This is a genomic window from Saccharothrix sp. NPDC042600 (genome assembly GCF_040647305.1).
In the GTDB taxonomy this organism is placed as follows: Bacteria; Actinomycetota; Actinomycetes; order Mycobacteriales; family Pseudonocardiaceae; genus Actinosynnema; species Actinosynnema mutabilis.
Genome location: NZ_JBEZBW010000040.1, coordinates 49812 through 68249 on the forward strand (window position 1 = coordinate 49812; position 18438 = coordinate 68249).

The 18438-nt window shown below is 71.3% G+C and carries 16 protein-coding genes, 2 tRNA genes and 1 riboswitch; of the genes, 6 read left to right on the forward strand and 12 right to left on the reverse strand.

Annotation, left to right across the window (positions count from 1 at the left end):
* Positions 1-7: 7 nt before the first annotated feature.
* The 3 genes from AB0A74_RS23325 to AB0A74_RS23335 are packed head-to-tail and all read left to right on the forward strand — an operon-like array spanning position 8 to position 3443.
* Complete coding sequence (locus tag AB0A74_RS23325) at positions 8-202, forward strand: hypothetical protein (protein WP_358252441.1); 195 nt, start codon at positions 8-10, stop codon at positions 200-202.
* A 59-nt stretch (positions 203-261) separates the two neighbouring features.
* On the forward strand, positions 262-2520 hold the full coding sequence (locus AB0A74_RS23330; protein WP_358252443.1) for an RNA degradosome polyphosphate kinase: 2259 nt from the start codon (positions 262-264) through the stop codon (positions 2518-2520).
* Positions 2517-3443: an NUDIX hydrolase gene (locus tag AB0A74_RS23335; protein WP_358252444.1), complete on the forward strand. Its 927-nt coding sequence runs from the start codon at positions 2517-2519 to the stop codon at positions 3441-3443. The genes AB0A74_RS23330 and AB0A74_RS23335 overlap by 4 nt, the downstream gene beginning before the upstream one ends.
* Before the next feature lie 314 nt (positions 3444-3757).
* Here the strand turns inward: AB0A74_RS23335 and AB0A74_RS23340 are convergent, their stop codons facing one another.
* The 3 genes from AB0A74_RS23340 to leuC all read right to left on the reverse strand — a co-directional run bounded on the left by AB0A74_RS23340 (position 3758) and on the right by leuC (position 6662).
* A complete protein-coding gene (locus tag AB0A74_RS23340; RefSeq protein WP_358252446.1) occupies positions 3758-4432 on the reverse strand; it encodes an HU family DNA-binding protein in 675 nt (224 codons plus the stop codon).
* A gap of 209 nt (positions 4433-4641) precedes the next feature.
* Positions 4642-5244 carry a 3-isopropylmalate dehydratase small subunit gene (leuD, locus tag AB0A74_RS23345; protein ID WP_358252448.1) on the reverse strand — a complete coding sequence of 201 codons (603 nt, stop codon included), beginning with the start codon at positions 5242-5244 and terminating at the stop codon, positions 4642-4644.
* 14 nt (positions 5245-5258) lie between these two features.
* On the reverse strand, positions 5259-6662 hold the full coding sequence (leuC, locus tag AB0A74_RS23350; protein WP_358252450.1) for a 3-isopropylmalate dehydratase large subunit: 1404 nt from the start codon (positions 6660-6662) through the stop codon (positions 5259-5261).
* A 69-nt stretch (positions 6663-6731) separates the two neighbouring features.
* On the opposite strand from leuC, the gene AB0A74_RS23355 reads away from it, so the two are divergent.
* Entirely contained in the window at positions 6732-7433 is a 702-nt protein-coding gene (locus AB0A74_RS23355) for an IclR family transcriptional regulator (RefSeq protein WP_170199751.1), read from the forward strand.
* 344 nt (positions 7434-7777) lie between these two features.
* Here AB0A74_RS23355 and AB0A74_RS23360 read toward each other — a convergent pair.
* The 4 genes from AB0A74_RS23360 to gltX all read right to left on the reverse strand — a co-directional run bounded on the left by AB0A74_RS23360 (position 7778) and on the right by gltX (position 10464).
* Positions 7778-7850, reverse strand: a tRNA-Glu gene (locus AB0A74_RS23360).
* A gap of 111 nt (positions 7851-7961) precedes the next feature.
* A tRNA-Gln gene (locus AB0A74_RS23365) sits at positions 7962-8033 on the reverse strand.
* Between the two features lie 101 nt (positions 8034-8134).
* On the reverse strand, positions 8135-8818 hold the full coding sequence (locus AB0A74_RS23370; RefSeq protein WP_358252464.1) for an HAD family hydrolase: 684 nt from the start codon (positions 8816-8818) through the stop codon (positions 8135-8137).
* A gap of 158 nt (positions 8819-8976) precedes the next feature.
* Positions 8977-10464: a glutamate--tRNA ligase gene (gene gltX / locus AB0A74_RS23375; RefSeq protein WP_358252452.1), complete on the reverse strand. Its 1488-nt coding sequence runs from the start codon at positions 10462-10464 to the stop codon at positions 8977-8979.
* Positions 10465-10552: 88 nt separating this feature from the next.
* On the opposite strand from gltX, the gene AB0A74_RS23380 reads away from it, so the two are divergent.
* On the forward strand, positions 10553-11794 hold the full coding sequence (locus AB0A74_RS23380) for an FAD-dependent oxidoreductase (protein WP_358252454.1): 1242 nt from the start codon (positions 10553-10555) through the stop codon (positions 11792-11794).
* A gap of 241 nt (positions 11795-12035) precedes the next feature.
* Here AB0A74_RS23380 and AB0A74_RS23385 read toward each other — a convergent pair whose 3' ends face one another.
* Complete coding sequence (locus tag AB0A74_RS23385; protein WP_358252456.1) at positions 12036-12806, reverse strand: fumarylacetoacetate hydrolase family protein; 771 nt, start codon at positions 12804-12806, stop codon at positions 12036-12038.
* Between the two features lie 57 nt (positions 12807-12863).
* Between AB0A74_RS23385 and AB0A74_RS23390 the strand changes: the two genes are divergently transcribed.
* Positions 12864-13502, forward strand: coding sequence for a S1 family peptidase (locus AB0A74_RS23390; protein WP_358252457.1), 639 nt, complete (start codon positions 12864-12866; stop codon positions 13500-13502).
* On the opposite strand, the gene cimA is transcribed toward AB0A74_RS23390, so the two are convergent.
* The 4 genes from cimA to AB0A74_RS23410 all read right to left on the reverse strand — a co-directional run bounded on the left by cimA (position 13492) and on the right by AB0A74_RS23410 (position 18033).
* Positions 13492-15078: a citramalate synthase gene (gene cimA, locus AB0A74_RS23395; RefSeq protein WP_358252459.1), complete on the reverse strand. Its 1587-nt coding sequence runs from the start codon at positions 15076-15078 to the stop codon at positions 13492-13494. The two genes, AB0A74_RS23390 and cimA, sit on opposite strands and share 11 nt — an antisense overlap.
* 197 nt (positions 15079-15275) lie before the next feature.
* Positions 15276-16250, reverse strand: coding sequence for an ABC transporter substrate-binding protein (locus AB0A74_RS23400; RefSeq protein ID WP_358252460.1), 975 nt, complete (start codon positions 16248-16250; stop codon positions 15276-15278).
* The gene (locus tag AB0A74_RS23405) at positions 16247-17011 is read right to left on the reverse strand and encodes a heme ABC transporter ATP-binding protein (protein ID WP_358252461.1); all 765 of its coding nucleotides are present in this window, start codon (positions 17009-17011) and stop codon (positions 16247-16249) included. Before AB0A74_RS23405 ends, AB0A74_RS23400 begins: the two co-directional genes overlap by 4 nt.
* The gene (locus AB0A74_RS23410) at positions 17011-18033 is read right to left on the reverse strand and encodes an iron ABC transporter permease (RefSeq protein ID WP_358252462.1); all 1023 of its coding nucleotides are present in this window, start codon (positions 18031-18033) and stop codon (positions 17011-17013) included. Before AB0A74_RS23410 ends, AB0A74_RS23405 begins: the two co-directional genes overlap by 1 nt.
* 85 nt (positions 18034-18118) lie before the next feature.
* Positions 18119-18252, reverse strand: a riboswitch (cobalamin riboswitch).
* Positions 18253-18438 lie beyond the last annotated feature (186 nt).

The window sequence follows — 18438 nt, forward strand, 5'->3', positions numbered from 1 at the left end:
TGCCGCCGTGGTCGAGCAGGCGACGGTGAGCGCGCACCACGCGGACGGGTCGGCGACCGTGCTGCGCGACGACGGCGTGCTCGTGGACGTCCCGGCGGCGGCCGTCGCCGAGGGCGGGTGGCGGGCGCTGCGGCCCGGTCAGCGGGTGACCGTCGAGCGCGGCGAGGCCGGCGCGGTCCGCGCCCTGCGCCGTCCGGTGTGACGCGGAGTTCACCCGGGCGTCGGCTCCGATCAGCGCGGAGCGGCTCGACGTGGGGAACAATGCCTACTGTGAGCACGGACAACACACCCGAGCAGCCCAAGCGACGCACGAGGACACCGCGGACCCAGCCGGCCGCGAGCGCGCCCCGCCGCCGCCCCCGACCGGCAGTCCGTCGCACCACGCGGGGCGCGCCCCAGGCCGAGACGCCGCAGCGCCCCTTCCCCGGCTCGCTCCCGGCCGTCACCGCCAACGCCGAGGCGCCGGACCTGCCCGACGACCGGTACTTCAACCGGGAGCTGTCCTGGCTGGACTTCAACGCCCGCGTGCTCGCCCTGGCCGAGGACTCCTCCCAGCCGCTGCTGGAGCGGGCGAAGTTCCTCGCCATCTTCGCGTCCAACCTCGACGAGTTCTGGATGGTGCGGGTCGCGGGTCTCAAGCGCCGCGACGAGACGGGCCTGTCGGTGCGCAGCGCGGACGGGCTCACGCCGCGCGAGCAGCTGGCCGCGGTGTCCAAGCGCACCCAGGAACTGGTGGAGCAGCACGCCCGCGCGTTCCTCGACCACGTCCAGCCCGAGCTGGAGAAGCACGGCATCAGCATCGTCAACTGGGCGCAGCTGACCGACTTCGAGAAGCTGCGGCTGTCGAACTACTTCACCGACCAGGTGTTCCCGGTGCTCACGCCGCTCGCCGTGGACGCCGCGCACCCGTTCCCCTACATCTCCGGCCTGTCGCTGAACCTGGCCGTGACCGTGCGCGACCCCGAAGGCGGCGCGGAGCGGTTCGCGCGCATCAAGGTGCCGGACAACGTGCCGCGCCTGGTCCGGGTGGAGGCCGACCGCACCAGCGAGACGGCCACGTTCCTGCCGCTGGAAGAGCTCATCTCCGCCCACCTGGGCGAGCTGTTCGCGGGCATGGAGGTCATCGAGTGCCACGCCTTCCGGGTCACCCGCAACGCCGACCTGGAGGTCGAGGAGGACCAGGACGAGGACCTGCTGAAGTCCCTGGAGCGGGAGCTGGTGCGCCGCCGGTTCGGGCCGCCGGTGCGGCTGGAGATCGCCGGGGACATGACCGAGCACATGCTGGAGCGGCTGCTGCGCGAGCTGGAGGTGGACCCGCACGACGTCGTCCAGGTGCCCGGCCTGCTGGACCTGTCGTGCCTGTGGCAGCTCTACAGCGTGGACCGCAAGCAGCTCAAGGACGCGCCGTTCGTGCCCGCCACGCACCCGGCGTTCGGTGAGCGGGAGACGCCCAAGAGCATCTTCGCCACCCTGCGCGAGGGCGACGTGCTCGTGCACCACCCGTACGACTCGTTCTCCACGTCCGTGCAGCGGTTCATCGAGCAGGCCGCCGCCGACCCGCGCGTGCTGGCCATCAAGCAGACGCTGTACCGCACGTCGGGCGACTCCCCGATAGTGGACGCGCTGATCGACGCGGCCGAGGCGGGCAAGCAGGTCGTGGCGCTGGTGGAGATCAAGGCGCGGTTCGACGAGCAGGCGAACATCAAGTGGGCGCGGGCGCTGGAGAAGGCGGGCGTGCACGTCGTCTACGGCCTCATGGGCCTCAAGACGCACTGCAAGACCTCGCTGGTGGTCCGGCAGGAGGGTTCGCGGATCCAGCGGTACTGCCACATCGGCACCGGCAACTACAACCCCAAGACCGCCCGCCTCTACGAGGACATCGGCCTGCTGACCGCCGAGCCGACCATCGGCGCTGACCTCACCGACCTGTTCAACGTCCTCACCGGCTACGCCCGGCAGGAGCACTACCGCAGCCTGCTGGTCTCGCCCAAGGGCGTGCGGCGCGGCATCGTGGAGCGCATCGAGCGCGAGGTCGAGCTGGCCCGCGCGGGCGAGCGGGCCGGGGTGCGCATCAAGGTGAACTCGCTGGTGGACGAGCAGGTCATCGACGCGCTGTACCGGGCGTCCCAGGCGGGCGTGCCCGTGCAGGTGGTCGTGCGGGGCGTGTGCGCGCTCAAGCCGGGCATCAAGGGCCTGTCGGAGAACATCCACGTGCGCTCGATCCTGGGCCGGTTCCTGGAGCACTCGCGGGTGTTCCACTTCGTCGGCTGCGGCGAGCACTGGATCGGCAGCGCGGACATGATGCACCGCAACCTCGACCGGCGGGTGGAGGTGCAGGTGCGGGTGACCGACCCGAAGCTGACCGCCCAGCTCGACGACATGCTGGACTCGGCGCTGGAGCCCAGCACCCGCTGCTGGGTGCTGCAACCCGACGGCGAGTGGGAGGCGTCCCCGACCGACGGCGGGCGCGTGCGGGACCACCAGACCGAGTTGCTGCGCGCGCACCGCGCGGTGGGGTGAGGCGCGTGATCCGAGCTGCCGGCGCCGTCCTGTGGCGCGACGGCTTCGTCGCCGTCGTGCACCGGCCCCGCTACGACGACTGGTCGCTGCCCAAGGGGAAGGTGGACCCGGGCGAGACCGTGCCCGCGGCGGCGGTGCGCGAGGTGCTGGAGGAGACCGGGTTCACCGCGGTCCTCGGGCGGTACCTGCACACCCTGTCCTACACGGCGTTCGGCAGGCCGAAGGAGGTCGACTTCTTCAGCGCGCGGGCCGTCTCGGGCGCGTTCACGCCCAACGAGGAGGTGGACGAGCTGCGCTGGCTGCCCGTCGAGGAGGCGGCGGCGCTGGTGACCCGCGACGGCGACCGCGAGGTGCTCGACGTGTTCGCCGCGTGCCCGCCGGACCTGGCGACGCTGCTGCTGGTGCGCCACGCCAAGGCGGGCAAGCGGGACAACTGGGTGGGCGACGACGACCTGCGCCCGCTCAGCTCCGCCGGGTGGCGGCAGGCCGCCGGGCTGCGCGCGCTGCTGCCGCTGTGGGGGCCGTCGCGGGTGCACTCCGCGCCGCGCGTGCGGTGCGTGGAGACCGTGCAGGGCGTCGCGGACGACCTCGGGCTGGACGTGCTGCTGGAGCCGAGGCTGTCCGAGGAGGGCTACTGGCCCGACCGGGAGGCCGCGCTCGTGCGGCTGCTGGAGATCGCCGACGGGCCGGGCGTGCCGGTGGTGTGCAGCCAGGGCGGGGTCATCCCGGACGTGGTGGCCACCCTGGCGTCCCTGTCCGGGCTGCCGCAGGGGGCGGAGGTGCCCTGCAAGAAGGGCAGCGCGTGGGTCCTGTCGTTCCGGCGGCCGGAGCCGGGCTGGTCCACATCGGACACGACCGGCACCTGGCCCAAGCTGGTCTCGGCGCACTACCTGCCGACCTCGTTGGCGGCCCCCGTGCCTTAGCGCCGGAGCCGCCCTTTCGCGGAAAACAGGCCGTTCCCGGTCCCGGGGGCGGCCTGTTTCGTGCCTGAGGGCCTTTCTGCGGCCCGGTCGGAACCGGCCGGCCCACTGCCACCCGACCGGCCGCTCCGGCGCTTCGGCGGCCCGCACAGCCCTTTCCACGCCCGTCCCCGGCACTGCGCCAAAAGAGTGGTGGCAGTTCGTTCCCCGCGAGGGCCGCGTCGGATTGTCGCGCCATCAGACAGAGCTCAGGGCCCGATACGCGTCCGCATCGGGCCCTGCTCACTTCGCCGGCCGGGCGCGCGCCCGGCCGGTTCTCACTTCTTGGCCGCGGTCTTCCGGGCGGCCGGCTTCTTGGCGGCCGCCGTCGTGGTGGACTTCGCCGCCGCCGCCTTGGTGGCGGCCGGCTTCTTCGCCGCGGTCGTGGACTTCGCCGTGGTCGCCTTGGCCGTCGAGGCCTTGGCCGTGGACGCCTTGGTCGCGGTGCTCTTGGCAGCCGGGGCCTTGGCGGCGGTGGCCTTGGTGGTCGCCGCGGTGGTCTTCCGCGTGGCCGGGGCCTTCGTGGCCGCCGCAGCGGTACGCGCGGTGGTGCTGCGCGTGGCGCGCGTGGTGGTCGTGCGCGCGGTGGTGCTGCGGGTGGCCGGAGCCTTGGTCGAGGCGGCGGGCTTGGCCGCGGCCGACGCGGCGGGCTTCGCCGCGGTGACCTTCGGCAGCTTCTTCGTGCCGCTGATGACGTCCTTGAACGTCGAACCCGCGCGGAACGCGGGAACGTTGGTCTTCTTGACCTTCACGGTCTCACCGGTGCGCGGGTTGCGAGCGGTGCGGGCCGCACGGGCACGCTTCTCGAAGACACCGAAGCCGGTGATGTTGACCTTCTCGCCCTTGTGGACGCTGCGGACGATGACGTCGACCAGACCGTCGACGGCAGCGGCGGCGTTCTTCTTGTCGCCAAGGCGCTCGGCGAGCGCCTCGATGAGCTGGGCCTTGTTCACCTTCAGTCCCTCCCAGGACGCTCACGGCCCTAGTCGGGCCGACTGAAGGCCACGGTAAGCCCAAATGCAAGGAAATACCAATCGCCACGCCAGATTTTTCGTTGTGGCGTGGGCAATTACGACCGGTCGAGGGATGGCCCCAGGGGCTGTCCGGCGGGTGGCCCGGACCGGATTCCCGCTGATAGAAGGGGGAATCCGGTCCGGGAAAGTCACCTGGCGGGCGCCGGAACGGTGGTGGGCAACCAACCCGCCCGGTTCCGCTCGAACGTGGTGATGTCATCGGCGTGCCGCAGGGTCAGGGCGATGTCGTCCAAACCCTCCAGCAGCCGCCAGCGGGTGTACTCGTCGATGGTGAAGGGGGCGGTGAAGTCCTTCGCCACAACCGTCTTCGCGGCCAGGTCCACGGTCACCTCGGTGCCCGGGTCGTTCTCCAGCAGCTTCCACAGCAATTCGACATCGGACTGCTCGCACTGGGCGGCCACGAGGCCCTGCTTGCCGGCGTTGCCCCGGAAGATGTCGGCGAACCGGGAGGAGACGACCACCCGGAAGCCGTAGTCCATCAACGCCCAGACGGCGTGCTCCCGGGACGAGCCGGTGCCGAAGTCGGGGCCCGCGACGAGCACGCTGCCGGCCCGGTACGGCTCCTGGTTGAGCACGAACTGCTCGTCCCCGCGCCAGGCGGCGAACAGGCCGTCCTCGAACCCGGTGCGGGTCACGCGCTTGAGGTAGACGGCCGGGATGATCTGGTCGGTGTCCACGTTGGACCTGCGCAGGGGGACGCCGACGCCGGTGTGGGTGGTGAACGCTTCCATGTCGCTTGGGCTCCTCAGACCAGGTCGGCGGGCGAGGACAGGGTGCCGCGCACGGCCGTGGCGGCGGCCACGAGTGGCGAAACCAGGTGGGTGCGGCCACCCTTGCCCTGCCGGCCCTCGAAGTTGCGGTTGGAGGTGGACGCGCTGCGCTCGCCCGGCTTGAGCTGATCGGGGTTCATGCCCAGGCACATCGAGCACCCGGCCTGCCGCCACTCGGCGCCCGCCGCGAGGAACACTTCGTGCAGTCCCTCGGCTTCGGCCTGTGCGCGCACCCGCATGGACCCGGGGACCACGAGCATCCGGACGCCGTCGGCCACCTTGTGGCCCTTCAGCACGTCCGCGGCGGCGCGGAGGTCCTCGATGCGGCCGTTCGTGCACGAGCCGAGGAAGACGGTGTCGACGTGGATGTCGCGCAGCGGCGTGCCCGGCTCCAGGCCCATGTACGTCAGCGCCTTCTCGGCGGCCACGCGCTCGTTCTCGTCGACGATGGTCTCCGGGTCGGGCACCTTGTCGCCCAGCGGCAGGCCCTGGCCCGGGTTGGTGCCCCACGTGACGAACGGCGTCAGCTCGTCGGCGTTCAGGTGGACCTCGGCGTCGAAGGTCGCGTCGTCGTCGGTGCGCAGCGACTTCCAGTACTCCACCGCGGCGTCCCAGTCCGCGCCGGACGGGGCGTGCGGGCGGCCCTTGAGGTAGTCGAACGTCGTCTGGTCGGGGGCGATCATCCCGGCGCGGGCGCCGGCTTCGATCGACATGTTGCAGACGGTCATGCGGGCTTCCATGGACAGCGCCTCGATCGCGCTGCCCCGGTACTCCAGGACGTAGCCCTGGCCGCCGCCGGTGCCGATCTTCGCGATGACCGCGAGGATGACGTCCTTGGCGGTCACGCCGGGCTTGAGGGCGCCCTCGACGGTGATCGCCATGGTTTTGAACGGTTTGAGCGGCAGCGTCTGGGTGGCCATGACGTGCTCGACCTCGGACGTGCCGATGCCGAACGCCAGCGCGCCGAACGCGCCGTGCGTGGAGGTGTGGCTGTCACCGCACACGACGGTCATGCCGGGCTGCGTGAGGCCGAGCTGCGGACCGACCACGTGGACGATGCCCTGCTCCGCGTCGCCCATCGGGTGCAGCCGCACGCCGAACTCGGCGCAGTTCTTGCGCAGCGTCTCGACCTGGGTGCGCGACACCGGGTCGGCGATCGGCAGCTCGATGTCGACCGTGGGGACGTTGTGGTCCTCGGTGGCGATCGTCAGGTCGGGCCGGCGGACCTGGCGGCCCGCCAGGCGCAGCCCGTCGAACGCCTGCGGGCTGGTGACTTCGTGCAGCAGGTGGAGGTCGATGTAGAGCAGGTCCGGCTCCGCGCCACTGCCGTGGCGCACCACGTGTGCTTCCCACACCTTCTCCGCGAGCGTGCGGCTCATCGCTTCTCCCAGGATCTGGACAGTCGATAGATCTGGACTTCCCAGACAGTGGGAAGTTAGTATCGGCTTGTGGGACAGCATAGCGGGATCGGCGTGCTGGACAAGGCAGTGGCCGTCTTGAACGCCGTCGCAAAGGATCCGTGTGGGCTCGCCGAGCTGTGCAACCGGACGGGCTTGCCTCGGGCAACCGCGCACCGGTTGGCCGTGGGGCTCGAAGTGCACCGGTTGCTGCGACGGGGTTCCGACGGCCGCTGGCGTCCGGGCGCGGCATTGGCGGAATTGGCGGGCGGGGCGACGGACCCCTTGCTCGACGCGGCGTCCTCGGTGCTGCCGAGGTTGCGCGACATCACCGGCGAGAGCGTGCAGCTCTACCGGCGGGACGGGATGCAGCGGATCTGCGTGTCGTCGGCGGAGCCACCGAGTGGCCTGCGCGACACCGTCCCGGTGGGAGCTCGGCTGCCGATGACGGCCGGTTCGGGCGCGAAGGTGCTGGCGGCGTGGGCCGACCCGGGCACGCAGCGTTCGGTGTTGGCCGACGCGGTGTACGGGGAACGCACGTTGCTGGAGGTCCGGCGGCGCGGTTGGGCGCAGTCCGTGGCGGAGCGGGAACCGGGCGTGGCGAGCGTCTCCGCGCCGGTGCGCGACAGCACGGGGTCGGTCGTGGCGGCGGTGTCGGTGTCGGGGCCCATCGACCGGATGGGACGACGGCCGGGCGCGCGGTGGGCGGCCGACCTGCTGGCTGCCGCGGAGGCCCTCCAGTCGCGCCTGTAGGCGTTCGGAAGCCCCGGGCTCCCCGTTGTGTCGTGGCGGGGGTGCCCGGGGCTTTGTCGTGCGCGAGAGAGCTTGACGGGCGGGTGGGCAGGCGCGGCGCGGACGAGGGGCCTCGGGGGCAGGGCGGGCAACTCGGGCGGGCGGCACAGGCGGCACGGGAAATGTGGTGAGGGCCATGTGCGGCGGTGCCGCCATCGGTGGCGCGCCGGTACCACCAACAGTGTGGCCGTCGGTGGCGCGCCGGTGTCCCCGACGGTGCCGCCGTCGGGTGGTGCGGCGGTGGGTTGGGAATGAGTGCGAAAAGCAAGATCCCCCGGTGCTCGCGCACCGGGGGATCTTGTTTGTAGCCCCGAAGGGATTCGAACCCTCGCTACCGCCTTGAGAGGGCGGCGTCCTAGGCCGCTAGACGACGGGGCCCTAGGTTTCCGATCCACATCCTACCAGATCGGGTCATTCAGTTTTTCCGGCGGGTCTTGCTGTCCTGCTCGCCTGCGGTAGCTTAGCACATCTTTTTCCTACCGCTTGCAGCTGGGGTACCAGGACTCGAACCTAGACTAACTGAACCAGAATCAGTCGTGCTGCCAATTACACCATACCCCATTGGCTTTCCGATCAACTTCCCCGTTCGCCTTGCTCGGGGGGCTGTCCGTTCCGCCGGGGAGAATACTAGACCAAGCCCCCGGCGGAACGGAAATCGGGGGTCACGCCGAGGCGGCCGACAGCTCGCACACGAGGAGTTCGGGCAGCTCAGCGAGGCTGCTGATGGCGCGCACGCCGGTGGGCAGGGCGCCTTCGCGCGGGCCCTGGCGGTTCAGCCAGACGCCGTGCATGCCGGCGTCCCGCGCGCCTATCGCGTCGGCGTGCAGGCGGTCGCCGACGTGGACCGTGTCGCCCAATGCGACGCCCAGGTCATTGCAGGCGGTGTCGAAGATCACGCGGTCCGGTTTCGCGGCGCCGACTTCGCCCGCGATCAGGACCGTGTCGAAATACTGGGCCAGGCCGAGCGTGGCGATCTTCACGCGCTGGTGGCGGCCCGAGGCGTTGCTCACCGCGGCGAGCGGCAGACCGGCGGCGCGCAGCCATTCCAGGCACGGCACGACGTCGGGGAACAGCCGCCAGCCCGACGCCAGGACCTCCTGGCGCTGCAGCTCGCGGCGGGTGGCCTCGGCGAGGCTGAGCTCCTCACCCAGCGCGGCGAAGAAGGCGCGGGTGCGGATGTTGCGCATGGACTCGTATTCGAGTTCGCCCGCGAGCAGCCGGGAACAGTGCTCGTCGGTGATGCGCTGCCACAGCGTCCAGTTGTCGGCGTTGCCGACCATCGCGGCCAGCGCGGCGCGGGACGAGGTGCTGTAGTCGACGAGCGTGTCGTCCACATCGAGGCTCACCGCGCGGATCTCGCCGGTTCTCCGGGGGGTGAAAGTCGGGGCTGCGGTTGTCACCCAGTGAGGCTAGGTGCGCGCAGCCCCCGTCCGACTCGACCAGAGAGGTGATATCTGGCGATTCTTGCACGGTCAAGCACCGCTGAACCGCCCGATAGCACCAGTCAGATTGACCCCAACGCGCGGCGCAATCGCCCGATCGAGCGATCCCGACCGAGCAACTCCATCGATTCGTACAGCGGAGGCGAGACGGTACGGCCCGTCACGGCAACCCGCACCGGGGCGAACGCCTTGCGCGGCTTGAGGCCCAGTCCGTCCACAAGGGACACCTTCAGCGCGTCCTCGATCGCGGCGGTCGTCCAGTGCCCCAACGCTTCCAGCGCGCTGATGCTCGCCTCCAGCACCGGGCGCGCGTCCGCGCCGAGCGCCTTGGCCGCGGACTCCTCCTCCGGCCGGAAGCTGTCCTCGTCGGTGAACAGGAAGCGGACCATGCCGGCGGCCTCGGACAGCACCACCAGGCGCTCCTGCACCAGCGGCGCGACGCCGCGCAGCGTCGCCAACTGCTCCTCGGACGGGTCCACCAGCACGCCGTCGGCCGCCAGGTACGGCAGCACGCGGTTCACGAAGTCCTCCGCGGCCAACGCGCGCAGGTGCGTGGCGTTGATCGCCTCCGCCTTCTTCAGGTCGAACCGCGCGGGGTTCGCGCTGATCTTCTCCAACGAGAACGCGGCGATCATCTCCTCGACGGAGAAGATGTCGCGGTCGTCCGCGATCGACCAGCCGAGCAGCGCGAGGTAGTTCAGCAGACCCTCGGGCAGGAATCCGCGGTCGCGGTAGTTGAAAAGGTTCGACTGCGGGTCGCGCTTGGACAGCTTCTTGTTGCCCTCGCCCATCACGTAGGGCATGTGCCCGAACCGCGGGGTGAAATCGGTCACGCCGATTCGCTGCAAAGCCGCATAAAGGCCGAGCTGGCGCGGAGTGGACGGCAGGAGGTCTTCTCCGCGCAGCACGTGCGTGATGCGCATCAACGCGTCGTCGACCGGGTTGGTGAACGTGTAGAGCGGGTCACCGTTGGCGCGCACGACGACCGGGTCGGGCGTCGCGCCGGCCTTGAACGTGATCTCCCCGCGGATCAGGTCGTCCCACGTGTAGTCCTCGTCGGCCAGGCGCAGCCGCAACACGGGCTCGCGGCCCTCGGCGCGGAAGGCGGCCTTCTGCTCGTCGGTGAGCGAGCGGTCGTGGTTGTCGTAACCGAGCTTGGGGTCCTGGCCCGCGGCCTTGCGGCGCGCCTCGACCTCCTCCGGCGTGGAGAACGACTCGTACAGCTCACCCGCGGCGAGCAGCTTCTGCGCGATGTCCGCGTAGACGGCGCGGCGCTCGCTCTGCCGGTAGGGCGCGTGCGGGCCGCCGACCTCGGGGCCCTCGTCCCAGTCCAGGCCGAGCCAGGCCATGGCTTCGAGCAGCTGCTCGTACGACTCCTGGGAGTCCCGTGCCGCGTCGGTGTCCTCGATCCGGAACACCATCTTGCCGCCGGTGTGCCGCGCGTACGCCCAGTTGAACAGGGCGGTGCGGATCAGGCCCACGTGCGGCGTGCCGGTCGGCGACGGGCAGAAGCGGACACGGACCTCTGGGGTGACTGCGGATTCGCTCATGACCCGATCAGCGTATCCGCCTTGACCGGCGGCCCCGACAGGAGCATCCTCAAGTTATTCAACCGGTGTTGAAAACGAGGTGGGGACGATGGAGAGGACCACGGTCGCGGTCGTCGGCGGAGGGCCGGCGGGCATGGTGCTGGGGCTGCTGCTGGCGCGCGCGGGCGTCGGGGTGACGGTGCTGGAGAAGCACGGCGACTTCCTGCGCGACTTCCGCGGGGACACGGTGCACGCGTCCACGTTGACCTTGTTGGACGAGCTGGGCCTGGGCCCGTCGTTCGCGGACGTGCCGCACCAACTCATGGAGAAGGTGCAGGTCGTCACCGACGCCGGGGTCGCCACGATGGCCGACCTGTCCCGCTTGCCCGGCCCGCACAAGCACATCGCGATGGTGCCGCAGTGGGACTTCCTCGACCTGCTCGCCGACGCGGCCAAGCGCGAAGAGTCCTTCACGTTGCTGATGGACGCGGAGGTCGTCGGTCTGGTGAAGTCCGGCGCCCGGGTCACCGGCGTCCGCTACCGCACCCCGGACGGGGACCGCACGCTCGGCGCGGACCTGGTCGTCGCCGCCGACGGTCGCGGCTCGTCGGTGCGGCGGGAGGCGGGGTTGGCGGTGCGGGAGTTCGGCGCGCCCATGGACGTGTGGTGGTTCCGCGTGCCCCGGCACGCCGACGAGCCGAGCAACGGCCTGGGCCGGTTCTCCCGGGGCGTGGGCCTGGCGATGATCCCGCGCGGCGACTACTACCAGTGCGCCTTCCTGATCCGGAAGGGCACGGACCGGCAGCTCCGGGCGGAGGGCGTCGAGGCGTTCCGGCGGCGCGTGGCGAACCTGGCCCCGTGGATCGCCGACCGGTTGACGACGATCGAGTCCCTGGACGACGTGAAGCTGTTGGACGTGAAGCTCGATCGCCTGCCGCGGTGGCACGGCGACGGTGTGCTGTGCATCGGTGACGCGGCGCACGCCATGTCCCCCATCGGCGGCGTCGGCATCAACCTGGCCGTGCAGGACGCCGTGGCGGCGGCCCGGGTGCTGGCCGCGCCCGCCCGGCGGGGCGAACTCACCCCCGCGGTGCTGGCGCGCGTGCAGCGGAGGCGCTGGTTCCCGACCGCGGTGACCCAGGCGTTCCAACGCCGGATCCAGGACTCGTTCCTGCGCCCCACCCTCGACGGCGAGACGAGCGGGACGGCGGAGATGCCGCGCCTGGTCGCGCTGCTGCAACGCTTCCCGGCGCTGCAAGCGGTTCCGGCGTACCTGGTGGCGATCGGCCTGCTCCCCGAACACGCCCCGCACTTCGCCCGCCGGACACCGCGCCGCATCACCCGGGGCTGACTGTCGTACCCCGGTGGGACAATCGAACCGGGGGCCGGAGGCCGCGCCCGGCGAATCCGGGGGCCAGTGGCCGCGCCCGGCGAATCCGGGGGCCCAGTGGCCGCGCGCCGGAAACCGGGGCCAGTGGCCGCGCGCCGGAAACCGGGGGCCAGAGGCCGGAGGCCGCACCCCGAGAACCGGGGGCCGAGGCCGCGCTCGGTGCGGCTCCGCAGCACGGAGGAGCCGCACCGAGCGCGGGACGTCAGCGGTTGGCGACCGGGTTGGTCAGCGTGCCCAGGCCCTCGACCGTCACCGACACCGACTGGCCGGCCGTGATCGGGCCCACGCCGGCCGGCGTCCCGGTCAGGATCACGTCCAGCGGGCGCAGGGTCATCACCGACGAGATGTACTCGATCAGCGTCGGGATGTCGTGCACGAGCAGCGAGGTGCGCGAGTCCTGCTTCAGCTCGCCGTCCACCGTCGTCCGGATCGCCACGTCGGTCGGGTCGAACTCGGTCTCCACCCACGGCCCCAGCGGGCAGAACGTGTCGAAGCCCTTGGCCCGCGTCCACTGGCCGTCGGTCTTCTGCAGGTCGCGCGCGGTGACGTCGTTGGCGATCGTGTACCCCAGCACCGACTGGCGCGCCCGCGCCGCCGGGATGTCGCGCCCGCCGACGCCGACCACGACCGCCAGCTCACCCTCGAAGTCCACCCGCTCGGACACGGCGGGCAGCTTGATCTCCGCGTTCGGCCCGATCACCGCGGTGTTGGGCTTGAGGAAGATCAGCGGGTTCTCCGGCACCTCGTTGCCGAGCTCGGCCGCGTGCTCGGCGTAGTTGCGCCCGACGCACACGATCTTGGGCGGCAGGAACGGCGCGAGCAGGCGGACGTCGGCCAGCGGCCACTTCCGCCCGGTGAACGTGGGGTTGGCGAACGGCTCGTCGGCGATCTCGACGGCGGTCAGGTCGTCGCCTTCGCCTTCGATCGCGGCGAAAGCGAGGCCATCCGGCTGGGCGATACGGGCAATGCGCACGCCGATCACCCTAACCGGCGGCTTGTGCGGCCACCCGTCGTCCCTAGCGTCGAAGGCATGCGAACCCTGCTCCTCGCCCTCACCCTCGTGAGCGCGACCACGCCGACCGCGACAGCGGCGACCTCCACAGTGCCGACCACCACAGTGCCGACCACGACAGCGGCGATCCCGCTCGAAGCGGGCACGCCCCTCACCTCCAGCACCGGGTCCCGGTGCGTCAACGGCTTCAACGCCGACGGCTACCTGGTGCTGCACCCGTCCTGCGCGGGTGCCGGCGCGACCGTCAAGGGCCCCGGCGGCGGGACGATCGGACCGGTCGTGTCCGCCCGCCCCACATACTCGATCGTGAAGGTGCTCGACCCGACGGTGTGGGACCAGCTCCCCCGCGCCGCCGGCACCACCGTCACCGGCAGCGCCGAGGCCCCGGTCGGCGGCACGGTGTGCATGGTCAGCCCGACCACCGGCCGCCGCTGCGGCACCGTCACGGCCAAGAACGCGACGGTCACGTTCCCGCAGGGCACGATCTCCGGGCTGACCCGCGTGAACCTCTGCGCCCAGCCCGGCGACCAGTGGGCGGCCCTGACCAGCGGCACCCAGGCCCAGGGGCACGTCCTCGGCGGGTCGGGCTGCTCGACCTACTTCCAGCCGGTCAACCGGATCCTCGCCGCCGAGGGGCTGACCCTGCTCACCTGGTGACGCGCGAAGCCTTGTGCACCAGCGCGTCGCACAGGGCGAGCCAACTGGCCTCGACGATGTTCCCGTGCACGCCCACGGTGGTCCACTCGCGCTCGCCGTCGGTGGACTCGACCAGCACGCGGGTGACGGCGTCGGTGCCGTGCTGATCGGTGAGGATGCGCACCTTGTAGTCGTTCAGCTCCACACTGTCCAACCAGGACAGGTGGGGCAGCAGCGCCTTGCGCAGCGCCGCGTCCAGCGCGTGCACCGGGCCGTTGCCCTCGGCGGTGGCGATGACCCGCTCCCCCGCCACGTGCACCTTGACCGTGGCCTCGGACACGATCGCCCCGTCCTGCCGGTGGTCGAGCACCACCCGGTAGGACTCCAGGGTGAACGGCGGCTCGTCCAGTTCGGACAGCTCGCGCTTGAGCAGCAGCTCCAGCGAGGCGTCGGCGGCCTCGAACGACCAGCCGCCCGCCTCCAGCTCCTTCACGGTGCGCACGACGTTCGTGAGCGCCTCCGGCCGGCGGGCCAGGTCGATCCCCAACTCACGTCCCTTGAGTTCGAGACTGGCCCGGCCCGCCATCTCGGTGACCAGCACCCGCATGTCGTTGCCGACGGTGTCCGGATCGATGTGGTTGTAGAGCTCCGGATCCACCTTGATCGCGCTCGCGTGCAGCCCTGCCTTGTGGGCGAAGGCCGACGACCCGACGTAGGCCTGGTGGGTGTCGGGTGCGATGTTCGCGATCTCGGCAAGGGCATGGGAGACCCGGGTGAGCTCGGCCAGCGATTCGCGCGGTAGCACGGGCAGGCCGAGTTTGGTCACGAGGTTCCCGACGACGGCGAACAGGTCGGCGTTGCCCGCTCGCTCGCCGTAGCCGTTCGCGGTGCACTGGACGTGGGTCGCCCCCGCCTGCACCGCGGCGACGGTGTTGGCCACCGCGCAGGACGTGTCGTCCTGGCAGTGGATGCCGACGCGGAAGCCCGTGCGGGCGACGACGTCGGCGACGGTCTCGGACAGGCCCAGCGGCAACTGTCCCCCGTTGGTGTCGCAGAGGACGACGACGTCCGCGCCGCCCTCCACAGCGGACTCCAGCACGCGCAGCGAGGTGTCCGGGTCGAACGCGAAGCCGTCGAAGAAGTGCTCGGCGTCGAGGAACACGCGGCGGCCCTCGTCCACCAGGAAGCGGACGGTGTCGCGCACCATCGCGCAGTTCTCCTCGACGTCGGTGCGCAACGCCCGTTCGATGTGCCGGCGGTCCGACTTGGCCACCAGCGTCACGACCGGGGCGTGGGAGTCCAGCAACGCCCTGACCTGGGCGTCTTCGTGGACCTTGAGCCCCGCCTTGCGAGTGGAGCCGAACGCCACGAGCTGGGCGTGTTTCAGCGTCAGGTCGCCCGCGGCGGCGCGTGCGAAGAACTCGGTGTCCTTGGGCAGCGCGCCCGGCCAGCCGCCCTCGATGAACCCGACGCCCAGCGAGTCCAGCAGGCGCGCCACGGCCAGCTTGTCGGTCACGGAGTAGGAGATGCCCTCACGCTGGGCACCGTCCCGCAGAGTCGTGTCGTAGACGTGGAAGGAATCGCCGAGCGTGGTCACCGGGGTCTCCTATGAGGATCTTGGAAAACAAAAAGACCCCCCGCAGGATGCGAGAGGTCGGCGCGCCGGGTGCTGTGGGAGCACTTACCCGGCGCGCTGGGAAATAATGATCACGGCGTGGAGAGCCACGTCGGCGATACTGCCACACCCGTCCGCGACATACCAAGCCACGGACGGGTGTTCCCACACTCTGGGCGTCAGCCGGCCAGGTACCGGGCGAACGCCTCGATGGCCGCCGGGTTGCGCGGGCTCTCCACGAGGGCCGCGTAGGGCAGCACGAAGAACCGCTTGTCCTTGATGGCCGGGGTTTCCTTCAACGGTGCATACGACTCCAGGAACGCCCGCTTCTGCTCGGGCGTGGTGGCGTCGCCGTCGGCGTAGTCGTTGATCAGGACGACTTCGGGCGCACGGGCGACGACGGCCTCCCAGCCGACGGTGGTCCAGCTGTCGTCCAGGTCGCCGAAGATGTTGTCCCCGCCGGACTTCCCGATCACGTCCTGCGGCGCGGCGTTCTTCCCGGCCGTAAAAGGCTGGTCCATGCCGCTGTCGTACAGGAAGACCTTCGGCCGGGGCTTGCCGGACACCAGTTTCTCCGCGTCCGCGACCTGCTTGCGGTACTGGGCGACGAGGGCGTCCGCGCGGTCCTCGACCTTGAAGATGGCGCCGAGGTTCTCCAGGTCCGTGTAGAGCGCCTCCAGCGGCGGCATGATGCCGCGCTGCTTGCCGATGCCGTTGCGGCACGCCTCGGTCAGTTGGTAGGTGGCGATGCCGAGCTGCTTGAGGGCGTCCGGGGTGAACCCGGTGCTCTCGGAGAACCCGTAGTTCCAGCCCGCGAAGACCAGGTCCGCGCCCGCGCCCTGGACGACCTCCTTGCTGATCTCCTCGGACAGCTTGGGCACCTTCGCGTAGTCGTCCTTCCAGGGCGAACTGGCGATGTCGCCCTGTTGGCTGTCGCCGACGACGTAGCCCGCCATGCGGTCGGTCAGGCCGAGCGCGAACATCAGCTCGGTGATGCCCGTGTCGTTGGTGACGACCTTCGCCGGGGTGCGGTCGTAGGTGACCTTCTGGCCGCAGTTCTCCACCGTGACCGCCGTGCCGCCGCCCTCCGGCGCGGCGACCGTGGCGCCGCACCCCGTGGCGAGCAGCGCGACCAGCGCGACGAGCCTCTTCACGAACCGACCTCCGAGTGTTCGAACAGCAGTTGCGGCACCCCGCTCGTGGGGTGCGGGACGACGTGGGCCTGGACCCGGAAGACCTCGCGCAGGACGTCGCCCGTCAGGACTTCCCGAGGGGTGCCGCTGGTGTGGACGCGTCCCTCGTGGAGCACGTGGAGGCGGTCGCAGTAGGCGGCGGCGAGGTTCAGGTCGTGCAGGACGGTCAGGACCGTGGTGCCCAGGGAGCGCACCAGGCGCAGCACGGCGAGCTGGTGGCTGATGTCCAGGTGGTTGGTGGGCTCGTCCAGGACGAGCACTTGGGGCTGTTGGGCGAGGGCGCGGGCGATCAGCACGCGTTGCCGCTCGCCGCCGGACAGGCTGAGGAAGCTGCGGTCCGCGAGGTGGGCCGCGTCCATCCGGGACAGTGCTTCGGCGCAGATGTCGCGGTCCCGCGCGGTTTCCCGGTCGAACCCCGTCTGGTGCGGGAGGCGGCCCATCGCGACCACCTCGGTGACCGTGAAGTCGAACTCGACGTGGCTGTCCTGGGTGAGGGCGGCGAGGGACTTCGCGGACTCCTTGACCGGCATGCGGTCCAGCGGGGTGCCGCCGAGGCGGACGACGCCCGTGGTCGGTTCGAGCGCGCGGTAGACGCACCGCAGGGTGGTGGACTTGCCGCTGCCGTTGGGCCCGACGATGCCGTGCACCTCGCCCGTGCCGACGGTGAGCGTGACGTCGTGGAGGATGCGGTCGACGGCGAGCCGGTCGATGACGACGTCCATCAGCGACCCCCGAACACGTAACCGCGACCGCGCATGAGGAAGACGAAGCAGGGCACGCCGAGCGCGGCCGTGATGACGCCCAGCGGCAGTTCCTCGGGGGCGGCGAGGAGGCGGGCGGCGACGTCCACCCAGATCAGGAAGCAGGCGCCGGCCAGGGGTGCGACGGCGAGCACCTTGCGGTGGTCCGCGCCGACCGCGAGGCGGACCAGGTGCGGGAGCATGAGCCCGACGAACCCCACCGCGCCGCTGACGGCGACCAGCACGCCCGTCATCGCGGCGGTCACGACGAAGAGCGCTTTGCGCAGGCGGGCGACGTCCACGCCGAGGGTGGTGGCGGTCTCGTCGCCCATCGACATGGCGTTGAGGCGCTTGGCCTGGGTCTGGAGGTAGAGGGTGCCCGCGGCGACGGTCACGGCGGCCACCGGGAGGGACGTCCAGGTAACCCCGCCGAGGCTGCCCAGCAGCCAGAACATCGCGGCGCGCGCCGCTTCGCCGCGCGGGGACTGGAAGACCAGGAGCATGGCGATGGCGGAGAAGCCGTAGGCGCAGGCCGTGCCGGTGAGGACGAGGCGGAGCGGGGTGAGGCCGTTCTTGCGGGCGGCGAGGTAGACCAGCGCCATGGCGGCGAGGGCCGAGAGGAAGGCGGCGGTGGAGAGCGCGTAGACGCCGAGCGACGCGAACAGGCCCGTCGTCGCGACCGCCGTGGCCCCGACGCTCGCGCCGCTGGAGATGCCGAGCACGTACGGGTCGGCGAGGGCGTTGCGGACCATGGCCTGGATCGCCACGCCGACCACGGCGAGCCCGGCCCCGACCACGGCGGCGAGGAGGACGCGGGGCAGGCGGATGTCCCAGACGATCCGGTAGAACCCGGCGTCCCGCGCCCCGACCGTACCCCCGGTGACGCCCGCCCGCAGCAGGCGCACGACGTCGTCGAACGGCACCCCGACCGGCCCCAGCGCCACACCGCAGACGATGGACAGGGCCAACGCGGAGCCGAGCGCCCAGCAGAGCTTGGACGTCATGGCCACCTCGACCTTCCGGACAGGTGGCCGTGCGGAACGCAGCCCGAGGACCGGCGCATCCGTCCCGCAGACCACGGCAGGAGTAAGGAGCACAACGGCCACCTGCGGGTGATCGGGCTCGCCCTGGGTCGGGCCTACCGTTGCGGGTCAGCGCCGGATTTCGACCGGCTTCCCCCATCAGGTGACTGGCCCGACCCTACGGGGTGGGCGGCACGGTGATCCAGTCCAGTGGGTTCGGCCACAGTCCGGCCACACACCGGAGCACCCCACCCAGCCCACGCTCGGCCGACGCGCGCTGTGAGCGGGAGGGCAGCGGCCGGGGGGCGGGCAGCGCCGAGCAGAGGGCAACGAGCGGGCACCGGCGGGCGGGCGCGGGCGGGCGCGGGCGGGCGCGGGGGCGCGGGC